The organism is Paenibacillus sp. FSL R5-0475, from assembly GCF_038004585.1.
Taxonomy (GTDB): domain Bacteria; phylum Bacillota; class Bacilli; order Paenibacillales; family Paenibacillaceae; genus Paenibacillus_AQ.
Window position 1 is genome coordinate 3,694,835 of record NZ_JBBORK010000001.1, and the last position, 17,038, is coordinate 3,711,872.

General features: G+C 41.0%; 15 protein-coding genes. 5 read left to right on the forward strand and 10 right to left on the reverse strand.

Translation table 11 applies throughout. From position 1 onward, the window contains the following. Positions 1-9 precede the first annotated feature (9 nt). Together MKX41_RS16645 and MKX41_RS16650 are read right to left on the reverse strand one after the other, a co-directional pair. Positions 10-951 carry a carbohydrate ABC transporter permease gene (locus tag MKX41_RS16645; protein WP_340971962.1) on the reverse strand — a complete coding sequence of 314 codons (942 nt, stop codon included), beginning with the start codon at positions 949-951 and terminating at the stop codon, positions 10-12. A 90-nt stretch (positions 952-1,041) separates the two neighbouring features. Next, the gene (locus MKX41_RS16650) at positions 1,042-2,520 is read right to left on the reverse strand and encodes a carbohydrate ABC transporter substrate-binding protein (protein ID WP_042190639.1); all 1,479 of its coding nucleotides are present in this window, start codon (positions 2,518-2,520) and stop codon (positions 1,042-1,044) included. Between the two features lie 431 nt (positions 2,521-2,951). Between MKX41_RS16650 and MKX41_RS16655 the strand changes: the two genes are divergently transcribed. Beyond that, positions 2,952-4,640 (forward strand): sensor histidine kinase, encoded by a 1,689-nt coding sequence (locus MKX41_RS16655; protein WP_042190641.1) that lies wholly within the window; start codon positions 2,952-2,954, stop codon positions 4,638-4,640. A 14-nt stretch (positions 4,641-4,654) separates the two neighbouring features. Then, positions 4,655-6,262, forward strand: coding sequence for a response regulator transcription factor (locus tag MKX41_RS16660; RefSeq protein ID WP_256716408.1), 1,608 nt, complete (start codon positions 4,655-4,657; stop codon positions 6,260-6,262). Between the two features lie 61 nt (positions 6,263-6,323). On the opposite strand, the gene MKX41_RS16665 is transcribed toward MKX41_RS16660, so the two are convergent. Beyond that, the gene (locus tag MKX41_RS16665; RefSeq protein ID WP_340974952.1) at positions 6,324-6,866 is read right to left on the reverse strand and encodes a DinB family protein; all 543 of its coding nucleotides are present in this window, start codon (positions 6,864-6,866) and stop codon (positions 6,324-6,326) included. 67 nt (positions 6,867-6,933) lie between these two features. Continuing rightward, positions 6,934-7,881, reverse strand: a complete 948-nt coding sequence (locus MKX41_RS16670; RefSeq protein ID WP_340971965.1) for a helix-turn-helix transcriptional regulator — start codon at positions 7,879-7,881, stop codon at positions 6,934-6,936. 205 nt (positions 7,882-8,086) lie between these two features. Here MKX41_RS16670 and MKX41_RS16675 point away from each other — a divergent pair, with 205 nt between their 5' ends. Beyond that, positions 8,087-9,277 (forward strand): coenzyme F420-0:L-glutamate ligase, encoded by a 1,191-nt coding sequence (locus MKX41_RS16675; RefSeq protein ID WP_076300779.1) that lies wholly within the window; start codon positions 8,087-8,089, stop codon positions 9,275-9,277. A gap of 408 nt (positions 9,278-9,685) precedes the next feature. On the opposite strand, the gene MKX41_RS16680 is transcribed toward MKX41_RS16675, so the two are convergent. From MKX41_RS16680 to MKX41_RS16690, 3 genes are all read right to left on the reverse strand, one after another. After that, a complete protein-coding gene (locus MKX41_RS16680) occupies positions 9,686-10,825 on the reverse strand; it encodes a 5-methyltetrahydropteroyltriglutamate--homocysteine S-methyltransferase (RefSeq protein ID WP_340971968.1) in 1,140 nt (379 codons plus the stop codon). Between the two features lie 128 nt (positions 10,826-10,953). Continuing rightward, positions 10,954-11,727 (reverse strand): ABC transporter permease, encoded by a 774-nt coding sequence (locus MKX41_RS16685; protein WP_076284690.1) that lies wholly within the window; start codon positions 11,725-11,727, stop codon positions 10,954-10,956. After that, positions 11,705-12,688: an ABC transporter ATP-binding protein gene (locus MKX41_RS16690; RefSeq protein ID WP_042190654.1), complete on the reverse strand. Its 984-nt coding sequence runs from the start codon at positions 12,686-12,688 to the stop codon at positions 11,705-11,707. The genes MKX41_RS16685 and MKX41_RS16690 overlap by 23 nt, the downstream gene beginning before the upstream one ends. Positions 12,689-12,933: 245 nt before the next feature. On the opposite strand from MKX41_RS16690, the gene MKX41_RS32330 reads away from it, so the two are divergent. Next, entirely contained in the window at positions 12,934-13,203 is a 270-nt protein-coding gene (locus tag MKX41_RS32330; protein ID WP_379424475.1) for a hypothetical protein, read from the forward strand. A gap of 56 nt (positions 13,204-13,259) precedes the next feature. Here MKX41_RS32330 and MKX41_RS16700 read toward each other — a convergent pair whose 3' ends face one another. The 3 genes from MKX41_RS16700 to MKX41_RS16710 all read right to left on the reverse strand — a co-directional run bounded on the left by MKX41_RS16700 (position 13,260) and on the right by MKX41_RS16710 (position 15,452). After that, complete coding sequence (locus MKX41_RS16700) at positions 13,260-13,448, reverse strand: hypothetical protein (RefSeq protein WP_042129995.1); 189 nt, start codon at positions 13,446-13,448, stop codon at positions 13,260-13,262. A gap of 74 nt (positions 13,449-13,522) precedes the next feature. Next, entirely contained in the window at positions 13,523-14,146 is a 624-nt protein-coding gene (locus tag MKX41_RS16705) for a hypothetical protein (protein WP_340971974.1), read from the reverse strand. Positions 14,147-14,567: 421 nt separating this feature from the next. Then, positions 14,568-15,452, reverse strand: a complete 885-nt coding sequence (locus MKX41_RS16710) for a LysR family transcriptional regulator (protein WP_339242994.1) — start codon at positions 15,450-15,452, stop codon at positions 14,568-14,570. Between the two features lie 110 nt (positions 15,453-15,562). On the opposite strand from MKX41_RS16710, the gene MKX41_RS16715 reads away from it, so the two are divergent. Then, positions 15,563-16,954, forward strand: a complete 1,392-nt coding sequence (locus MKX41_RS16715) for an MFS transporter (RefSeq protein ID WP_340971977.1) — start codon at positions 15,563-15,565, stop codon at positions 16,952-16,954. The last annotated feature ends 84 nt before the right edge of the window (positions 16,955-17,038 follow it).

A 17,038-nucleotide genomic window follows, 5' to 3' on the forward strand; every position in this document is an offset into this window, starting at 1 on the left:
CCTTCTCCCCTACCCTTCTGCTCGATTTGTAAGTAGTCTAGACAGAAAAGAAAGGACAAAGGCAAACGCAAGCGTAAAAATCGCGATAGCCATGGCATAACCAAAGTTCGCATTTTGGAACCCTTGAGTGTACATGTAATGGAGTAATACAGTAGTACCACCGGCCGGCCCACCGCCGGTCATGATTGTTACGACTATAAAGCTTAAATTGATCGTACCCGCCAAGGACAGCACGAAGGTTATTCCAATGATTTCTTTTAACAGTGGGATCGTAATGCTGACAAGCTTCCGGAAATATCCTGCACCATCAATGGTCGCCGACTCGAATACATCCGCAGAAATCCCATCTATTGCAGCGATATACATCACCATATAGTAACCAACCGCCTGCCAGATCAGAGTGACCGCAACGCACCATAATGCAGTTCGGCTATCCCCAAGCCAAGTCATAGTCAGTTGATCCAGCCCAATACTTGAGAGAATATTGTTCAAGATCCCCATGTTCGGATGAAACACAAAGGACCATATGATCCCGACTACCGTCAAAGAGATAATGCTGGGGAAAAAGAATACCGTCCGGTAAAAGCCTCTCTCTTTCAGCTTCGTCTGCGTCAATAGAAAAGCAAGCACTAAGCCAAAGGCTAAGGTAACCACCGGCACGACCAGCATCAGCTTGAACGTATTACTAAGCGCTTTGAGGAACATCTCATCTTGGAACATATATTTATAGTTATCCAGAAAGATAAACTTGTTCTCATCACTCATCCCGGTTGCATCCGTAAAAGACATAAAGAATGCCCGAAAGGTTGGAATGATCATAAATACAAGAGTCAACAGGAGCGCAGGAATGGTACATACGGCTATGAATAGCTTCGGATTTTTAGTTTTCGTTGACTTAGTCTTTATTTTTCTGTTTCTAGGAGCTACTTCCGTTAGTTGCATCTCAGACATCTTTCTCACTCCTCTTCATGCAAAATGCATCCTGTTCATAGATGTCCTTATCCATTCTTAACAGGATGCATTGGCATGAGATGCTATAAATTATTTACTAGCTGCTTTCTCTTTACGAATCTGTGCAAAAGCTTTTTCAACATTATCCATCCATTGGTCAGTGGTCATTTGACCTGTCATGACTGGCGTCATCGTATTCTTGAACATTTCAGTGACTACACTAACTTTGGAGCCCTTCGGTAAGGATTGCCAGCCTTGCAGAATTGAAATGGAACCATTGTAAGCCTCAAACATGTCATATACACCTTTGGTCAAGTATGGCTTCGACAGCTCCTTCGCACCATTAAGTGCGTACGCACCATTAGCTTTTTCCGCGAATAATTTAACGGACTCATCCGTATACAGGAACTTTAAGAATTCTTTAGCCAGCTCTGGATTTTTAGCTTTTGCTGGAATGGAGAATTGCTCATAGCTGGAAAGCACATACTTCTGATCTCCTTTATTAAATACAGGGACGGTTGTCATCCCAAATTCAAAGCCATTTTCTCTAGGTGAATCCTTCATTTCATTTTCCATCCAGTTGCCGTTTACAATAAACAACGCTTTCCCCATCATCATATCAGTCTGCGATTGGGTATGGTTCAAGGCAACTGTGCCATCCATCAGATATCCGTCTTTAGATATTTTGTAGAATATATCCAATACTTTTTTGATCGTGTCGTTCTTAAATGAACCTTCCTCATAAGCAAAGACTTTATCTAACGTTTCTTTACCGCCCGCACTAGCAATCGCAGGATACAGAATTTCTTCCAAATAGTCTGGATAGATACCTTGGTAAGTGAACAACGCTCTTTTCGTTTTCGTTCCATCTGCATTGACCAAGAAGTTCTCTTCTTTTTTCAGCTCATCGCCTAATGCAAAGAACTCGTCCCAAGTCTCAGGAACACTCCAGCCTTTTTCTGCGAACAAAGTTTTGTTGTAAATCAAGCCCATCGGTCCAGCGTTAAAAGGTGCCAGATAGATCTTCCCGTCTTGATACGGCTGAAATCTTGTGCTGTCCAGCATTCCTGGAAGAATCATATCCTTTAGCGTCTCATCTTTATCTAAGGCCTTGCTTTCGAATACATCAGTGATGTCTAGAAGTCCTTTTTCTTTAATCAGGGAAAGCATAATCCCACTTTGCTCTGTATCCGTAACAGATAGGAAGTCAGGAGGATTACCGGCAACAATCTGTGGTCTGATCACTTCACCAACCTTAGGGTTGATCGTCATATTCACTTTTACCCCTGGATAAGTACTCTCGAATTTACTGACAATTTCATTCCAATAATCGGCGCCATATCCACCTTGGAATACAGCAATACTCAGTTCCTTGTTATCAAAATCCTTCTTAGCATCCTCTTTAGAAGTATTCTCGGCGTTCGTTGTACTTGTCGCTTCCGCTGTACTCGTAGCTTTTGTAGAATTCGAATCCTTTGAGGCAGCTGGTGTATTCGTGCTATTCCCACAACCAATCAACCCCACACCCAGCAGCGTAACTGCTAATAACGTACTCATTGTCTTTCTCATAAACGCCCTCCTTAAGATGTTCTTGCTAATGACCCAACCACAGATTAAATATTGAAAACGCTTTATCTGATAACTTAAGTATAGAAGTGTTTACGTTTTATTTACATTTACAATACAAACGTACCTATGTATTATTTTATCCATCTCTCATTCAGGTTTCAGATATGCTTATTCATCAGAATCACATGACTTGTAAACTTAGCGGTTAAAGGAATGGATAATACTAACGATTCCATAGATTATTCTTGCTTTTCGCCCATGCATATATATTCCATTCTTCTTTTTATGTTAACTTGTAAGTAAAGGATATCGAATGGGAGGTCATCCACCTGAGTCATAACAAAGGGAAGCGGTATTTTCCTAGTCCCCCACAAATCATAAGAAAAATTAAAATTCAAAATCGCTTAACCGTTATCTTCTTAATCGTTTCCGTGATTCCAATCATCTTTATAGGTTTCTATTCCTATACTATCTACTCCAAATCCATTAACAATAAATTAAGCAAATCTACCTTTCAGGCTTTGACACTGCTCAATCGAACGATGTTAAGCGAGCTTAATAACTATCAATATCTTGCCGGATCTGTTTCTACCAATCCTATTATTCAGGAGCGTTTAACGGCAGCACCTAATGAACCCGCTCCTAGCAATGCTACTATTAACCACGCTATGGATAATGTGTACAGAACCATTTATCCGGGATATGTTCAGAACGTTCGGATCATAGATTCCAAGAACGAACCTATTTATGAATTAGGCTATGACGGCATTCCCAATCCAAAGTATGGGGAAATCATGAAACAGGTAGATCTGAATGCCCCTTATGACAGTCTTAATTATGTAAAAAGCTATCGTGCTTCCCATACGATTGTCCTGGGGCGTAAAATTTTTGATCAAGAAGACATTGGCGTTCCATTAGGTTATGTGTTTGTTTTTATCGGCGGGGAGTTATTCTCAAAAGTCATTCTTTCCAGTGTGGACTTAGGAACAGGTTCTAATCTGCTTATCATGAATAGAGAAGGAATAGTGATGTCCTCCAACCTAAAGGGTACAACACTTGGAGAAGCGTATGATAAAGGTCAACTGTTTAAGCAAATCAAGGAACAAGAGGCTCAGAAGAACCATTCCTTTCAAGGCTTAGTCAATGGCAAAATGCATCAGATCTCCTATATCAATAATAATCAATTAGGCTGGTACATGATTTCTACGGTTCCTTTCTCTTATATTAATTCTGAGACAAGTAAAATCACCACTGGACTCCTTATCGTCGTCAGCATCATTGTAATCCTTTGTATCCTAATTATCATCGTCTTGTATAAAAGTATCCTAAAGCCTATCAAACAAATTATTGTCTTCTGTAATCAAATTTTTTATGGCAATTTATCCAATCGTATAGAAGATCACAGCAACGATGAGATGGGTGTTCTGGCTAATAGGATTAATAGCATGGTCAGCCGGATTGAGCAACTGATAGAGGATCAGCAGAAAGATCAAAAGAGGCAGCGTTCGCTTGAATTACAAATGCTACAATCACAGATTAACCCTCATTTTTTATTCAACACTCTAAATTCCTTGCGATGGCTCGCAATGATTAACCAGGTTCCGGTGCTAAGTGATGGCATCTCCTCTCTCGCAGAATTACTGCGCAGTACCATCATCGATCAAGATGAGGAAATAACCATCAAACAAGAACTTAATAATCTGGACAATTACTTTGCTATTCAAAAAATACGTTATGCTGATCGATTTGACGTTGAATATGATCTAGATGAATCGGTATTACATAGTCTGATCCCTAAACTTATTCTGCAGCCGATCGCTGAGAACGCTATCATCCATGGGGTTACGGATATTGGAGGAAAAGTTCTTATCCGCATTAAGGCTTACGCAAAAAATGAATATACACTTGTTATAGAAATCATTGATAACGGAAAAGGCTTTGACACGAAAAAATCGGAAAAGGCTGATACGCTGTCCGGTATCGGAATTTCTAATGTAGCCGATCGCATTAAGCTTCAATATGGTGAGAGCTACGGACTATTCATCACAAGCTTGGTGGGTCAAGGAACCTGTTGCCGCCTGATTATCCCCAAACAAACCTACGAAGAAGATAAGGGGTGATACTAGTGTATCCAATGTATAATGTAATGCTGGTGGATGATGAACCCATTGTAAAAGTCGCGCTCAGAACCATGATTCCATGGGAAGAGCTTGGATATATGATCTGTGCTACAGCCTCTGACGGAGTTGAAGCTTTAACCCTTGTTGAGAAGTTTAATCCCCATATCATCATTACAGATCTCAAAATGCCTAATATGGATGGTTTGCAGCTGATAAAAGAACTCAATAACAGAGGGTTTGCCGGAAAAATCCTGGTGGCAAGTAACCACGGGGAGTATGAGTTGGTTCGTGAAGCTTTAGTTCTTGGCGCTGTAGATTATATGCTTAAGATTAGTATGAAGACTGCGGACCTCATCCAGTTGCTGGAGAAATCCACGCAGCTAATCCAAGAACAGCTTCAGTCCAAGCAGCAGCTAGAGACACAATCTCAGCTATTGCAACACAATTTAAAGAGTGTGAAGAATGCGATTTTAAAAGATTATTTTACCGACCCATATTATGATATGAATCAGCTTGAGCAGCAAAATTCTATAACACTCGCTTTTAGTGAAAATAGCTGCTACTTGTTCTACATCACCTTTGAGCAAAATAGCGCCAGCCCTAGCGCACGTAAAAACCAGCTATCGGTATCCTTCATTGAAAACATCATCTTAGATATCCTGGAAACCGTAGATCAATTCGAAATTATTCAGCTTGAATCGAATGCATTGTTGCTGCTAATCTCCACTGATACCTTGGACAATCAGCAAATTATCCGTACCGACTTTATCCATAGAGTCATTCAGTTGATCAAAATGTATATTTCCATTACCCCTACCATTGTTTATTCCCAGCCCATTAGAGGATACGCTGAGGCGAAAGTAATGCTAGAGCGATGTAAAGAATCCTTGGAAATCCAATTTTACAACGAAATAACGATTATTGATCCCGAGATTGTCCATTTAAATGATACGCTCGATTTCGAAAACGTTCATGAGTTCTCTACGAATTTAATACAGGCCTGGAAACGTTCGGGCGTTGAAGCCGTTAATCAAGCCACTCAAAATTTCCTTGAGACCTGCAGATCGAAACAAATAAAGCCGGCTGAAGCCAAAACATTCATCGTCAATTGTCTGCACTATCTTCCATTATGCGATGCTCACATTATCGTTGAAGATCCAAAGCTTTTGAAAACAACTATTGAGAATATTGCAAACAGTAAACGAAGTGCTGAGATTCTAACGCAAATGGAGCTTTTATTTCAATTATTCTCACATCAAAAACAACAGATTGTGACTACCCATAATAGGGATGTTAAACAAACAATTGATTATATCAATGCAAATTATCAGAAAAAGCTGACCTTATCTCTGATTGCCAAGCAGGTCAACTTAAGTGAGAACTATCTATCCAGAATCTTTAAAGAAGAAGTCGGCCAAAGTATCATTCATTACATTAACACCGTAAAAATGGAGAAAGCCGCAGAGTTAATTCTAAAGGGCAACCCTTATGTCAAAGAGATTTCTACGCAAATCGGTATACATGATCAATTTTATTTCACCAGACTTTTCAAGAAGCATTTTGGAGTTAATCCGAGTGAATATAAAGATTATGTTCAAGCGACGCTTGGCTCAGGAAATTAAGATCCTTTCTTTTACGACGAAAGGCCGTTGCTGTAGATCAGCAACGGCCTCTTTTTTGGTATTACAACACTTTCCGAAACAATTCATTGTTTAATCGCTCCAGCTGCAGAAGATGATGACGATAGTGCATCTCAATAAGCAGGAACCATTCCTCCGCGGATAGTCCACCAAATCGCGGGTGAGATACGGTATTTTGTTTGGACGCTTTTTCAAGAGACGGTTCGATCTCTCTCATTCTTTGGATGACTGAATGTAACCCTTGAATTAATTGTTCCTTGCTCTCCGGCTGCTCCGGCGTATATTGGGCGGAAGGCGGAACCTGAATACGAATGGGCGGAAAACTGCCTTGTGCAAATATAGCCGCACCATCCTCGGTTTTCCCCACATGAGATACCAAGGGATCTTGGTTGGGCACTAGACATTGATCAATATTACGAAGCTGCATATACAGTGCCGAGTTAATGAGATGTTGAACCATCTGTCCGATGGACCACTCGTTTTCACTCGGCTTTTGCATCAGCTGCTCCAGATTGAATCGCTCTACTTCTTGAATATAGTATGTCGCAGTTTCTTCAAAACGTTGTAAGGCTTCTTTTGTTGTAATCATTATATATCAGCTCCTGTAGTCATTGATTATCCAAGTATATAAAAACGCTACTGACAGCGTTATGTCAGTAGCGTTTTAACATTATTTCTAGTTCGTTTCTAACTTGATGGCGAAAAGATTCCGGCTCTAGCACAACCATGCCACCTCCCCAGCCCAGCACCCATTGCAGCAATTCCGCTGGCTCTCGAACCCGAAAAGTAACCCGTAAGCCTTCCGCATGATCCTCTATAGTTTCCATATAAAAATTGTTCGATTCCCTTACCTTATCAGCTATGTCAGAATGGACTAAGATAACCACATGAACGTTGCGATCATCAGGAGGTTGGTATACCTCCAATTGAAAATCCGCTGGCCGTATAAATTTATCTTCCAGTTCAATAAGCTCCCTCATTCGGGATAACCGGAAATGACGGATGTCTTGACGCAATTCACACCAGGCGACGAGTACCCATGATCCTTGATGAAGCACAAGTCCGTAAGGAGCAACCGTACGAATACTTTGACGGTTCCCATCGGCTTCGGCGATTCTTTTGGAATAACGAAATCTTATTTTCCTTTCCTCCAATATCGCTCGACGAATAGCTTCCAGACATGCCTTTTCTTGTATTGGTGCTATATCTGCTGCGGATGCAAATAAACGAAAACTTTTGCGGATCTGTGATGCTTCAGTGCGGATGGCTTCTGGCAGGATAGCTTCTATTTTCGCTTTAGAACTTCTAGCCTTATTGCCATAGTGGGCATCAAACCACTGCTCGATAAAGTCAGTCCCGATAAGCAATGTCACTGCTTCGTCTAGCGTGAAACTAACGGGTGGCAGGAAATAGCCCTCAATCAAGGAGTAGCCTTGCCCTGGCGCTCCTATTATGGATACGCCCGCTTCACTAAGTGCCTGAATATCCCGATAAATAGTTCTCACGCTCGTTTCAAACGTAGCCGCCAAATCCTCCGCTCGCAACACTTTATTACGCTGCAATTCAAGCACTATAGCTAACAGACGGTCCATTTTGTTCATACGGCTCTCCCTCCCCGAGAAATTGATTTTCTATCTCTAACGGCAATGTAAAAAACCTCTAAAAGCTTCTATATCTATAAATCATTTTTATATTAGATATTATAAACATTAATTTTACTTATATCGCTCTAAAAGGGTATAGTAATATAGGGTTTATAACCATTATTTATATATAGAGTATACCCTTATAAGAGGAGAGATCATATTGGAAAGAGTAGTTGGAACAGTGGTACGTGGACTCCGCGGGCCTATCATTAACAATGGGGATAACATTGAAGAAATCGTAGTTCAGACGGTATTGAATGCAGCAACAGTCGAAGGTTTCTCGATCGAGGATCGTGATATTGTAACCGTAACGGAATCCATTGTGGCTCGGGCACAAGGAAACTATGCGACAATTGATAATATTGCTGCTGATATAAAGGCAAAATTCGGTGAAGAAACTGTGGGTGTTATTTTCCCTATCCTTAGCCGTAACCGATTTGCAAACTGCTTGCGTGGAATTGCCAAAGGAGCAAAAAAAGTAGTCTTAATGCTAAGCTATCCATCTGATGAAGTGGGCAACCATCTTGTAGACATCGACGAATTAGATGCTAAGGGCGTTAATCCATGGACGGATGTGTTAACAGAGGCTCAATTCCGTGAGTTTTTCGGCTATATTAAGCACCCATTCACAGGTGTTGACTATATCGAATATTATAAAGGTTTGATTGAAGCTGAAGGTGTGGCTTGCGAAGTCATCTTCTCCAACAACCCAAAAACCATTTTAAACTATACAAAAAATGTATTAACTTGTGATATTCACACTCGCTTCAGAACCAAACGCATTCTCACAAACAACGGTGCTGAAAAAGTATTTGGCTTGGATGATATTCTTACACAATCCATTGATGGCAGTGGCTTTAACGAAGCTTATGGTCTGCTTGGATCCAATAAAGCAACAGAAGAAAGCGTAAAACTATTTCCAAACAACTGCCAACCTATCGTAGATGGTATCCAAGCAAAAATCAAAGAAATTACAGGTAAAACTGTAGAAGTTATGGTTTATGGCGATGGTGCATTCAAAGATCCAGTCGGTAAAATATGGGAACTGGCAGATCCAGTTGTATCCCCTGCTTACACTGCCGGACTTGATGGAACACCAAATGAAGTGAAATTGAAATATTTGGCCGATAACAACTTCTCTCATCTTCGTGGTGAAGAGCTGAAACAAGCCATTTCTAAATACATCCAGAATAAAAATGATGACCTGGTTGGTGCGATGGAAGCACAAGGGACTACTCCTCGTAGATTAACGGACCTGATTGGTTCATTATCTGATTTGACTTCTGGTAGTGGCGATAAAGGAACACCGATGATTTATATCCAAGGTTATTTCGATAACTATACAAAATAGGATGAGTACAAAAAGGGAGTCTCCTCTACGAGACTTCCCTTTTTTTACTTTGCGGTGCCCTCTTTCATATCAAGGCATTGATAGATTAGGGAATTTCTCCCTTATTATCAGAGGATTCTGGTCATCAGACTAATAATTAGGGAATTCCTCCCTGAAATTCGACTGATTTGACGGTAAATCTTGATTTCACTCTGTTTTTTAGGGAGGAATTCCCTGATTGCATTCATTTAAAGCAATTATCGGCTTTTATTAGGGAGCTTTTCCCTAATTACTCACAATCCACTGGTATAGTGACAGCACGCCAAGTAAATCCATGTACCCACTCTATATCAAAATACACCTTTAACCGTACGGATGAACATCCGAATGGTTAAAGGTGTATTGTCTCTGTCTACTTTTTAATTAGAGTTAATTCCAGATCTCTTCAGCAATCTCTTTAATATAAGCAAGCTTGCGCCATTGCTGCTCTTCTGTAAGGTGGTTACCTTCTTCAGTGGAAGCAAAGCCACATTGCGGACTCAGGCAAATCCGGTTTAGATCGACATATTGCTTCGCTTCCTCAATACGCTTTAGAATATCTCCCTTACTCTCCAGCTCACCAAATTTGGAAGAGAACAGGCCAAGCACGACCTGCTGATTGTCTTTTAGGAAGCGTAATGGTTTGAAGTCACCAGCACGTTCAGTATCAAACTCCAGATAGTAACCTGAGTAGTTATTGATGTTCAGAAGTGTTTGCGCGATAGGTTCATAACCTCCGCCTACTCCAGCATAAGTAGAAACATAATTGCCTCGGCATACATGTGTCGTTACAACGAGATCTTCCGGCAGACCAGACACCACTTCTTCATTCAACTTCGCAAGCTCGTTCGCATATTCAGCTACATTCACACCAACCTGATTCATAAATGCTATAAACTGTTCGTCGCACAGCGCTCCCCACGTGCAATCGTCGATTTGAATGCTGCGGCAGCCCGCTGCATAAAAGGCAAGAATTGACGCTTTGTATGCTTTGGCAATATCCGAAATTAGCTCTTCACGATTCGGGTATAATTCATTCGTGCTTTCCTTATTTTCTACCCGATCCAGCTCAAACAGGAATTGCGCTGCTGCAGGAATCGATTGACGCGCAACAACATCCTCACCAGCAGCGCCTTTTAAGAATTCATAATGCGCTACAAAAGGGTGGCTGCTGTAGCTTATTTTTCCGGTCAGTCGTGCGGTTTCTGGTCTGGATTCTGCGCCATTAAATTGGTAGCCTTGATCAATAATGGTCCGCTCTACACCATCAAAACCCCAGAAGAAGTCGAGATGCCACCAAGAGCGGCGGAATTCGCCGTCGGTTACAGCTTGAAGACCAACCTCTTTTTGTTTTTGCACGAGCTTCACAATCTCGTCGTTCTCTACTTCCTTCAACTGCTCGGCAGTAATTTCGCTGTTTTTGAATTTCAATCTAGCCTCTTTCAACGCCTGAGGGCGCAGGAAGCTGCCAACAATATCATATCGAAATGGAGTAACGGTTCGCTTTTTAGGTTCGGTTTGAGTGCTCATATATTAATCTCCTCGTGAACAAATTATTAAAATTAATATAGCATATCCGATTGCCTATACCGTTACACCAATGAGTTATGGCAGGTTATAAGTATTAGCTATACCTAATAAATAAACGATTGTGTGCGCTAGTATTGCCCCAGAAGCCCCTTCTTCATGGCTATTTTCTCACAGCGATCAAACACAACGAGCCCTAGAATCAAATAAACCAGCGAATTTAATATTAATACGCCATAGTCAGATAAAGATAGATCCGTTAACGTTAGATTCTCCAGCATCACCGTTCTTACCATATTCACGCCTTTAACGAATGGGGCAAAAGCTAAAAACGGAGCTACAGTGATCGGAACAAATACAAGTCCCATCAAGACAAATTGGAAAATCTGTAGAAATGCTTGAATTTGTTTCACAATAATAGCCAAACCAGCAATCATAAAACTAACGCCTACCATGCTTATCATAGTAACTATAATGATTGGGATCGTTGTCATGGGATTAAGACTCAACCATTGTCCCGAGGTTAGCATCGCACCAAACAGCAAGAGAATCATAATGACGGACTGTAAGCCCAATTGACTGACGATCCGCGTGAGCATAATTTTCCACACACCCATGGGAGACATATATAACTGCTCTAACGTTCCACGCGTCGCTTCTGTGATTACCGAATAACCAATAAAGTTCATCGTCATCATCGTTAAGCTCCAAAAGACCACACTTACAATTGAATATTGAACATTCGTATCAAAGCTGGCTGGATCTCCTATGAACATAATTCCAAAAAATGCAGCCAGAAATATAATATAAAAAGTGACTACTAATGCAATCGTGTTCGGTAAATATCGTTTCAACTCAATATATTCCTTACGAAAATTAGCATTAAATAAATGGAGCCATTTCATGAGTCTTACCTCCCTTCACAATCTGAATAAACACTTGTTCAAAATCAATGGTTATACGATCGATACTTTCCACCATCGTTCCTTCCTCTTTCAGAAGATCGAACAGCTCGTAGATATCCTGACCATGCTCTAAATTCACTTCCACGATCGTTTCATGAGAGCTTGCTTTATAAGTACTTAAAGGGAATATACTCAACAGTTTGTTCTCCTGTTCAGGGCTTAATTGCTCACCTAATTTAATGGAATATGCCCTTGTTTCAAATAACTTAAGTAAATTCTCCACCCTGTCGTCAATCACAACTTCACCTTTGTTAATGATAATGGCACGGTCACACAGCTCCTGAACGACGGGCATATCATGTGAGCTAATAATGATCGTACGTTTCTCTTCCCTTACTATCGTTTTTAGAATATTTCGCAATTCATAACTAACCTCAACATCCAAACCGAGCGTTGGCTCATCCAGCAAGATGACATCCGTATTAGCTAATAATGCCACAGCAATTGCCAGCTTTTGCTGCATCCCACGAGATAATCCATTAACCAGCTCATTCTCTTTTTCTTTAAGGTTGAATTGCTCTAATAATTTATCTGTCTGATCGGCAATTTGCTTCCGAGAGTACCCCCGGTTACCTGCAAAATATTCTAAATTTTCCCGAACCGTAAGACGCCAATATAAATTCCGGTTCCCTTCTAATACAGCACTGATATGCTCTAGCGCTTTAAGTCTCTTCTTGCAAATATCTAAGCCATTAATGGATATAGAACCCCCATCCGATTCTAACAAACCACAGAGCATCTTTATCGTTGATGTTTTCCCAGCACCGTTGGGACCTAGTAAACCGAGCACCTCTCCACGATTCACATGAAAAGAAACATCACGAACGGCATGTATTTTCTCTTTCGTCTTTCTTTTCTCGTAGACCTTGCTAATCCCCCGTACTTCTATAATTTTCTCCACCTTATAACCATCCTCTCCCGTACGATTTAAAAGAGTGATTCCATTGTTAAATTTATTTTATTTGAGTATCTAAATTTAGATAACTGGCTCCAGATGGATACTTTCTCCGTCTGAGGAATGAGATTTGTATAGAGGACAACTATGATAAGTCTATAGGAAATATCACAATTGTTAAGAATGACTGGGCGAATGTCCGGCATGGAGCAAATGTAGGTTATTTCATCATAGAAAACGAGGCGGACATCATGAATCACAACAAGAAAAATCCATTTTGCGTGGTGGGTATTAGTAGGACTTGCTTTAATGGTTGGAGTTGCAAAAAGTGGCGTTATGACCGCAGGCGGGCTATTTTTGACACTAACAATGATCTTATCGTTATTGCCGCAGACATTAATGAGGTAGCGCTAGAGAAAGTAAGCCAGAAACAGAATGTTTATGGAATGAAATTGCATGTTGTCTCAGATGAGGATTGGCAGAAAATTAATTCCATCGATGGAGGATACTCAGCTCAATAACGATAAAGACAGCCCTCAAGTTTAATGAGGGCTGTCTTTTTTTAATTACAAGGTCATTAAAAAATCCATATGAGTAAGAAAATAACTGCAATTATTGCCACCACGATAAAGAGATTGATTACCTCGCTCCAAAATCCAGGAACACCTTGTGTATGATATTTTTGCGCATTGACATCATGGTTTGCTTTATGACCGCCAGGGTCCGTCACATTTGGATTAGGTCCTGGATCAAAAAAGTCAGACATAGAAATCAACACCTTTCTCGATTATAAACCATATTATACCAGTTAATTCCCTTTTTAGTAATAACCTTCTTAGCTCAATTCATTTGAGAATAAAAATAAGGTAAGTGTTTCTTTGATAGAGCTTTTTCGATTAGTTCTTGATCGTATCCATATTTTTGCAATGCAGTAATAATCGCTTGTGTCCTGTCTGATCGTTGTCTTCTTAAATTTGATTCTAGCTGTATTTCTAGAGGAACCGTAGGAATAGTGTACCGTCCGATTGTTACATTCCTAAAACGATTCCAAATGAATTGACCACCTTCCCATATCCCATCACCATCCATAGAATCAGGAATTCCCGCTGAATTGGAGATATGAACAACTTCCACTTTAAACCCATCGATGATCCAACTCCCCTTTGTCCATGAGAAGCCCGAAGAAAAGGTCTGAGTGTATGTAGGTTCTTCTAAAGAGGATAACCAGTTCTCCCCATGAGGGAATTCACATTTATCCAGCAAGGAATATTCCTTCAGAAGTTCTGCAAATTGTGCAACCCCTTCTTTATTTTTTGTATAAATATCAACGTCTCCCGGAGTCATTTCACAGCCCTGTAAAACCGAACCCACCGAGCCAACCAAGATCCATTCTAATTTCGAATTCACTTCCGATGAAAAATAAAGCTCACATACCTTTGACAATGCTGTTTCCCAGCTATTCATAATTCCACCCCAAATTGACTAGTAAGTTCGAGTACATGAAACCTTAATAACCTCAGATGCGTTAAAGAACTATACAAATTCACAGGAGGTTTTTAAAATGAGATACAGTGCTGCAGGCGCGCGAATAACCTGTCCTTGTTGTCAAAACGATACCTTTCATCTGGATTATAAACTGCTTAACACAAGTGGAGCATCCTTTCTAGGATTTGACTGGGCGAATAAAAACGCTGCTATACTTATTTGTAAGAGATGCACCCATATCTCATGGTTTATGGAAGAACCAACATCAGATAACTAAACACTACCTGATTTTTCTACATCTTCATTATAAAATATTTCTATAGACTATGCGTTCTTGAGCTGGATGCAATTGTTCTTTTGCATCCAGTTAAATACCTCTAGATAACCATCCCCGATTGTCTTAAGCCTCTTTGGATAACGATCCGAAATATTCTACAACTACCTTACGAAATTCCAGAGCAGCTCGCGAAATATACCGACTCTTGTGCCATATTAAAGCAATTTCCCGTACCAATTCGTGATTCTCTATTTGGAGATATTTGATGTCTTCCCGTGAATTTCTTGCTGTACTTGGTATGAAGGCAAGACCAATCTCAGCTTCCACAAGCGTGATCAACCTTGCAGGCTCATCCCCCTCATATACATATTTAGGCGTAAATCCGACCGATTGGCACACAGAGTCTATTAAATCCCGAGTTCCATAACCACTCTTAACCCCGACGAACCATTCATCTCTCAGCTCTATCAAAGATACGCTGCTTCGATCTGCCAACCGATGCCCCTTAGGAACCGCTACAAGGATTGGGTCGATAAATACGACTTGGCATTCGATGTCGTTCCCTTCTATAGGGGGAGATGACAGGCAGAAATCCACCTCTCCTCTATCCAAAAGTGTAACCATTTCCTTCGTAGTCAGCATCTGCACATGAAATTGAATATCAGGTCTCTTTTTTCGAAACTCGCGAAGGATACTGGGTAATGTACTGGCGGTGGTAACCGCTAATTCTAGCGTGTTATGTTCCGGGTGAGATAAATCGCTAAGCTCCTGCTTTCCCTGCTCCAATTCAAACAAAGCTCTTTCTGCACGGCGAAGGAATCTGCTTCCGAACTCATTCAGACGCAGGTTCCGCCCTACTCGATCGAATAAAGGGACCCCTAGATCCTCCTCCAAGCGCTGTATTGTTTTGCTAAGTGATGATTGAGTAACGTGCAGATTGCGCGCAGCTTCGGTCACATGTTCCAACCGAGCTACCGCGAGAAAATATTGCAGCTGTAGAAGTTCCATTTCGCACCCCATTCATTCCTTTAAGTCAATGAGAATATAACATAAAATGCGTTGGAATGAATAATTAAAATCAAGTAGGATGACATTAATACGCTTTAGGGGGACACAAAATGAGTGCTCGTAATTGGTGGTTAATGATTTCAGTGGGTCTAGGGATACTATTGAACCCATTAAACTCTTCAATGGTTTCTGTTGCTATTCCAAGATTGCAAAATGTATTCCAACTTGACTATACAGGTGTTTCCTGGATTATTTTTTCTTTCTACATTGCTAGTAGCATCGCTCAACCCGTCATGGGAAAGGCCAGCGATTTATTTGGTAGGAGGAAGATATTTCTTACCGGGCTTGTAGTAGCCTTCATTGCCTCATTATTAGCTCCATTCGCACCAAGCTTCGCATGGCTCCTCGTGTTCCGCATTGTGCAAGCCATTGGAACAAGCATGATGGTTGCCGTCGGTATGGCTATAGTGCGAATTCATGTAACGGAAAAACAAGCGACAGCGCTGTCTGTTTTATCCATCTTCCTATCTGGTGCGGCAGCCATTGGACCCTTTATTGGCGGGGTTATTATACACTGGTGGGGCTGGCCCGCTATCTTTTTCGTTAATATTCCATTTGTGGTAGTGAGCTTTCTATTGTCTTGGAGAAATATCCCTAAGGAAAACTCGTCATTAACCGTTTCATCGGGCATGTCCCTTCGCAAATGGATCAATTGGATAGATGGATCAGGGATCCTGCTCTTCACAGTGGGACTGGTTGCCCTGCTCATTGGATTACTCTCAGCAAAATCATCCGGGCACATCGCTGTAGGAAATGTCATTGTTTCACTGATAGGACTCGCTCTGCTAGGGGTATTCGTACGACATGAGTTAAAAGCGACTTCGCCTTTTATCCCTTTACGCACATTCGCCAAATATCCTGCAATGACATGGGTTAATGTGGAATTCATGCTCGTTAATGTACTCTTTTACTCACTCTTTTTCGGAGTTCCGTCCTACTTGCAAATGGTTCGCCATGTCAGCGAGTATCAAACAGGGATACTTATGCTAACCTTAGGCCTATGCTCTCTAGTTACTTCTCCAATAGCAGGACGATGGATCGATAAATCCGGACCAGGACCGGCACTACTAGTGTCTGCAATATTGATGACTGCGGGATCGGTATGGCTCGTGACTTTGAATCAATCTTCACCGGTTATTAGGGTGTGCCTGGCTTTGGCTGCATTCGGGATTAGCAATGGGTTGAATAATGTAGGTATGCAAGCAGCTTTGTTCCAAAGTTCACCCAAGGAAATGATCGGCGTAGCATCCGGTTTATTTAATACTTCAAGATATTTGGGAACCATTCTCTCTTCCTTGTTGATAGGCATCGTAATGAGAGGCAAGTTCAGCTTTGAGGGATTTCAAGTACTTGGGATTATTCTCACGATCATTGCATTGTCTTTGGTATTCATGAGTCGGCGGCGCCGGAAGTCAGGGGAGTTGCAGGAGAGGATAAATTGATTAATTACTCCAAATAGTCCCGCATATCCGGATAAGAGTCGAATACATTTTTTATACTTCAAAAACCATAGAACTACCTCAGAT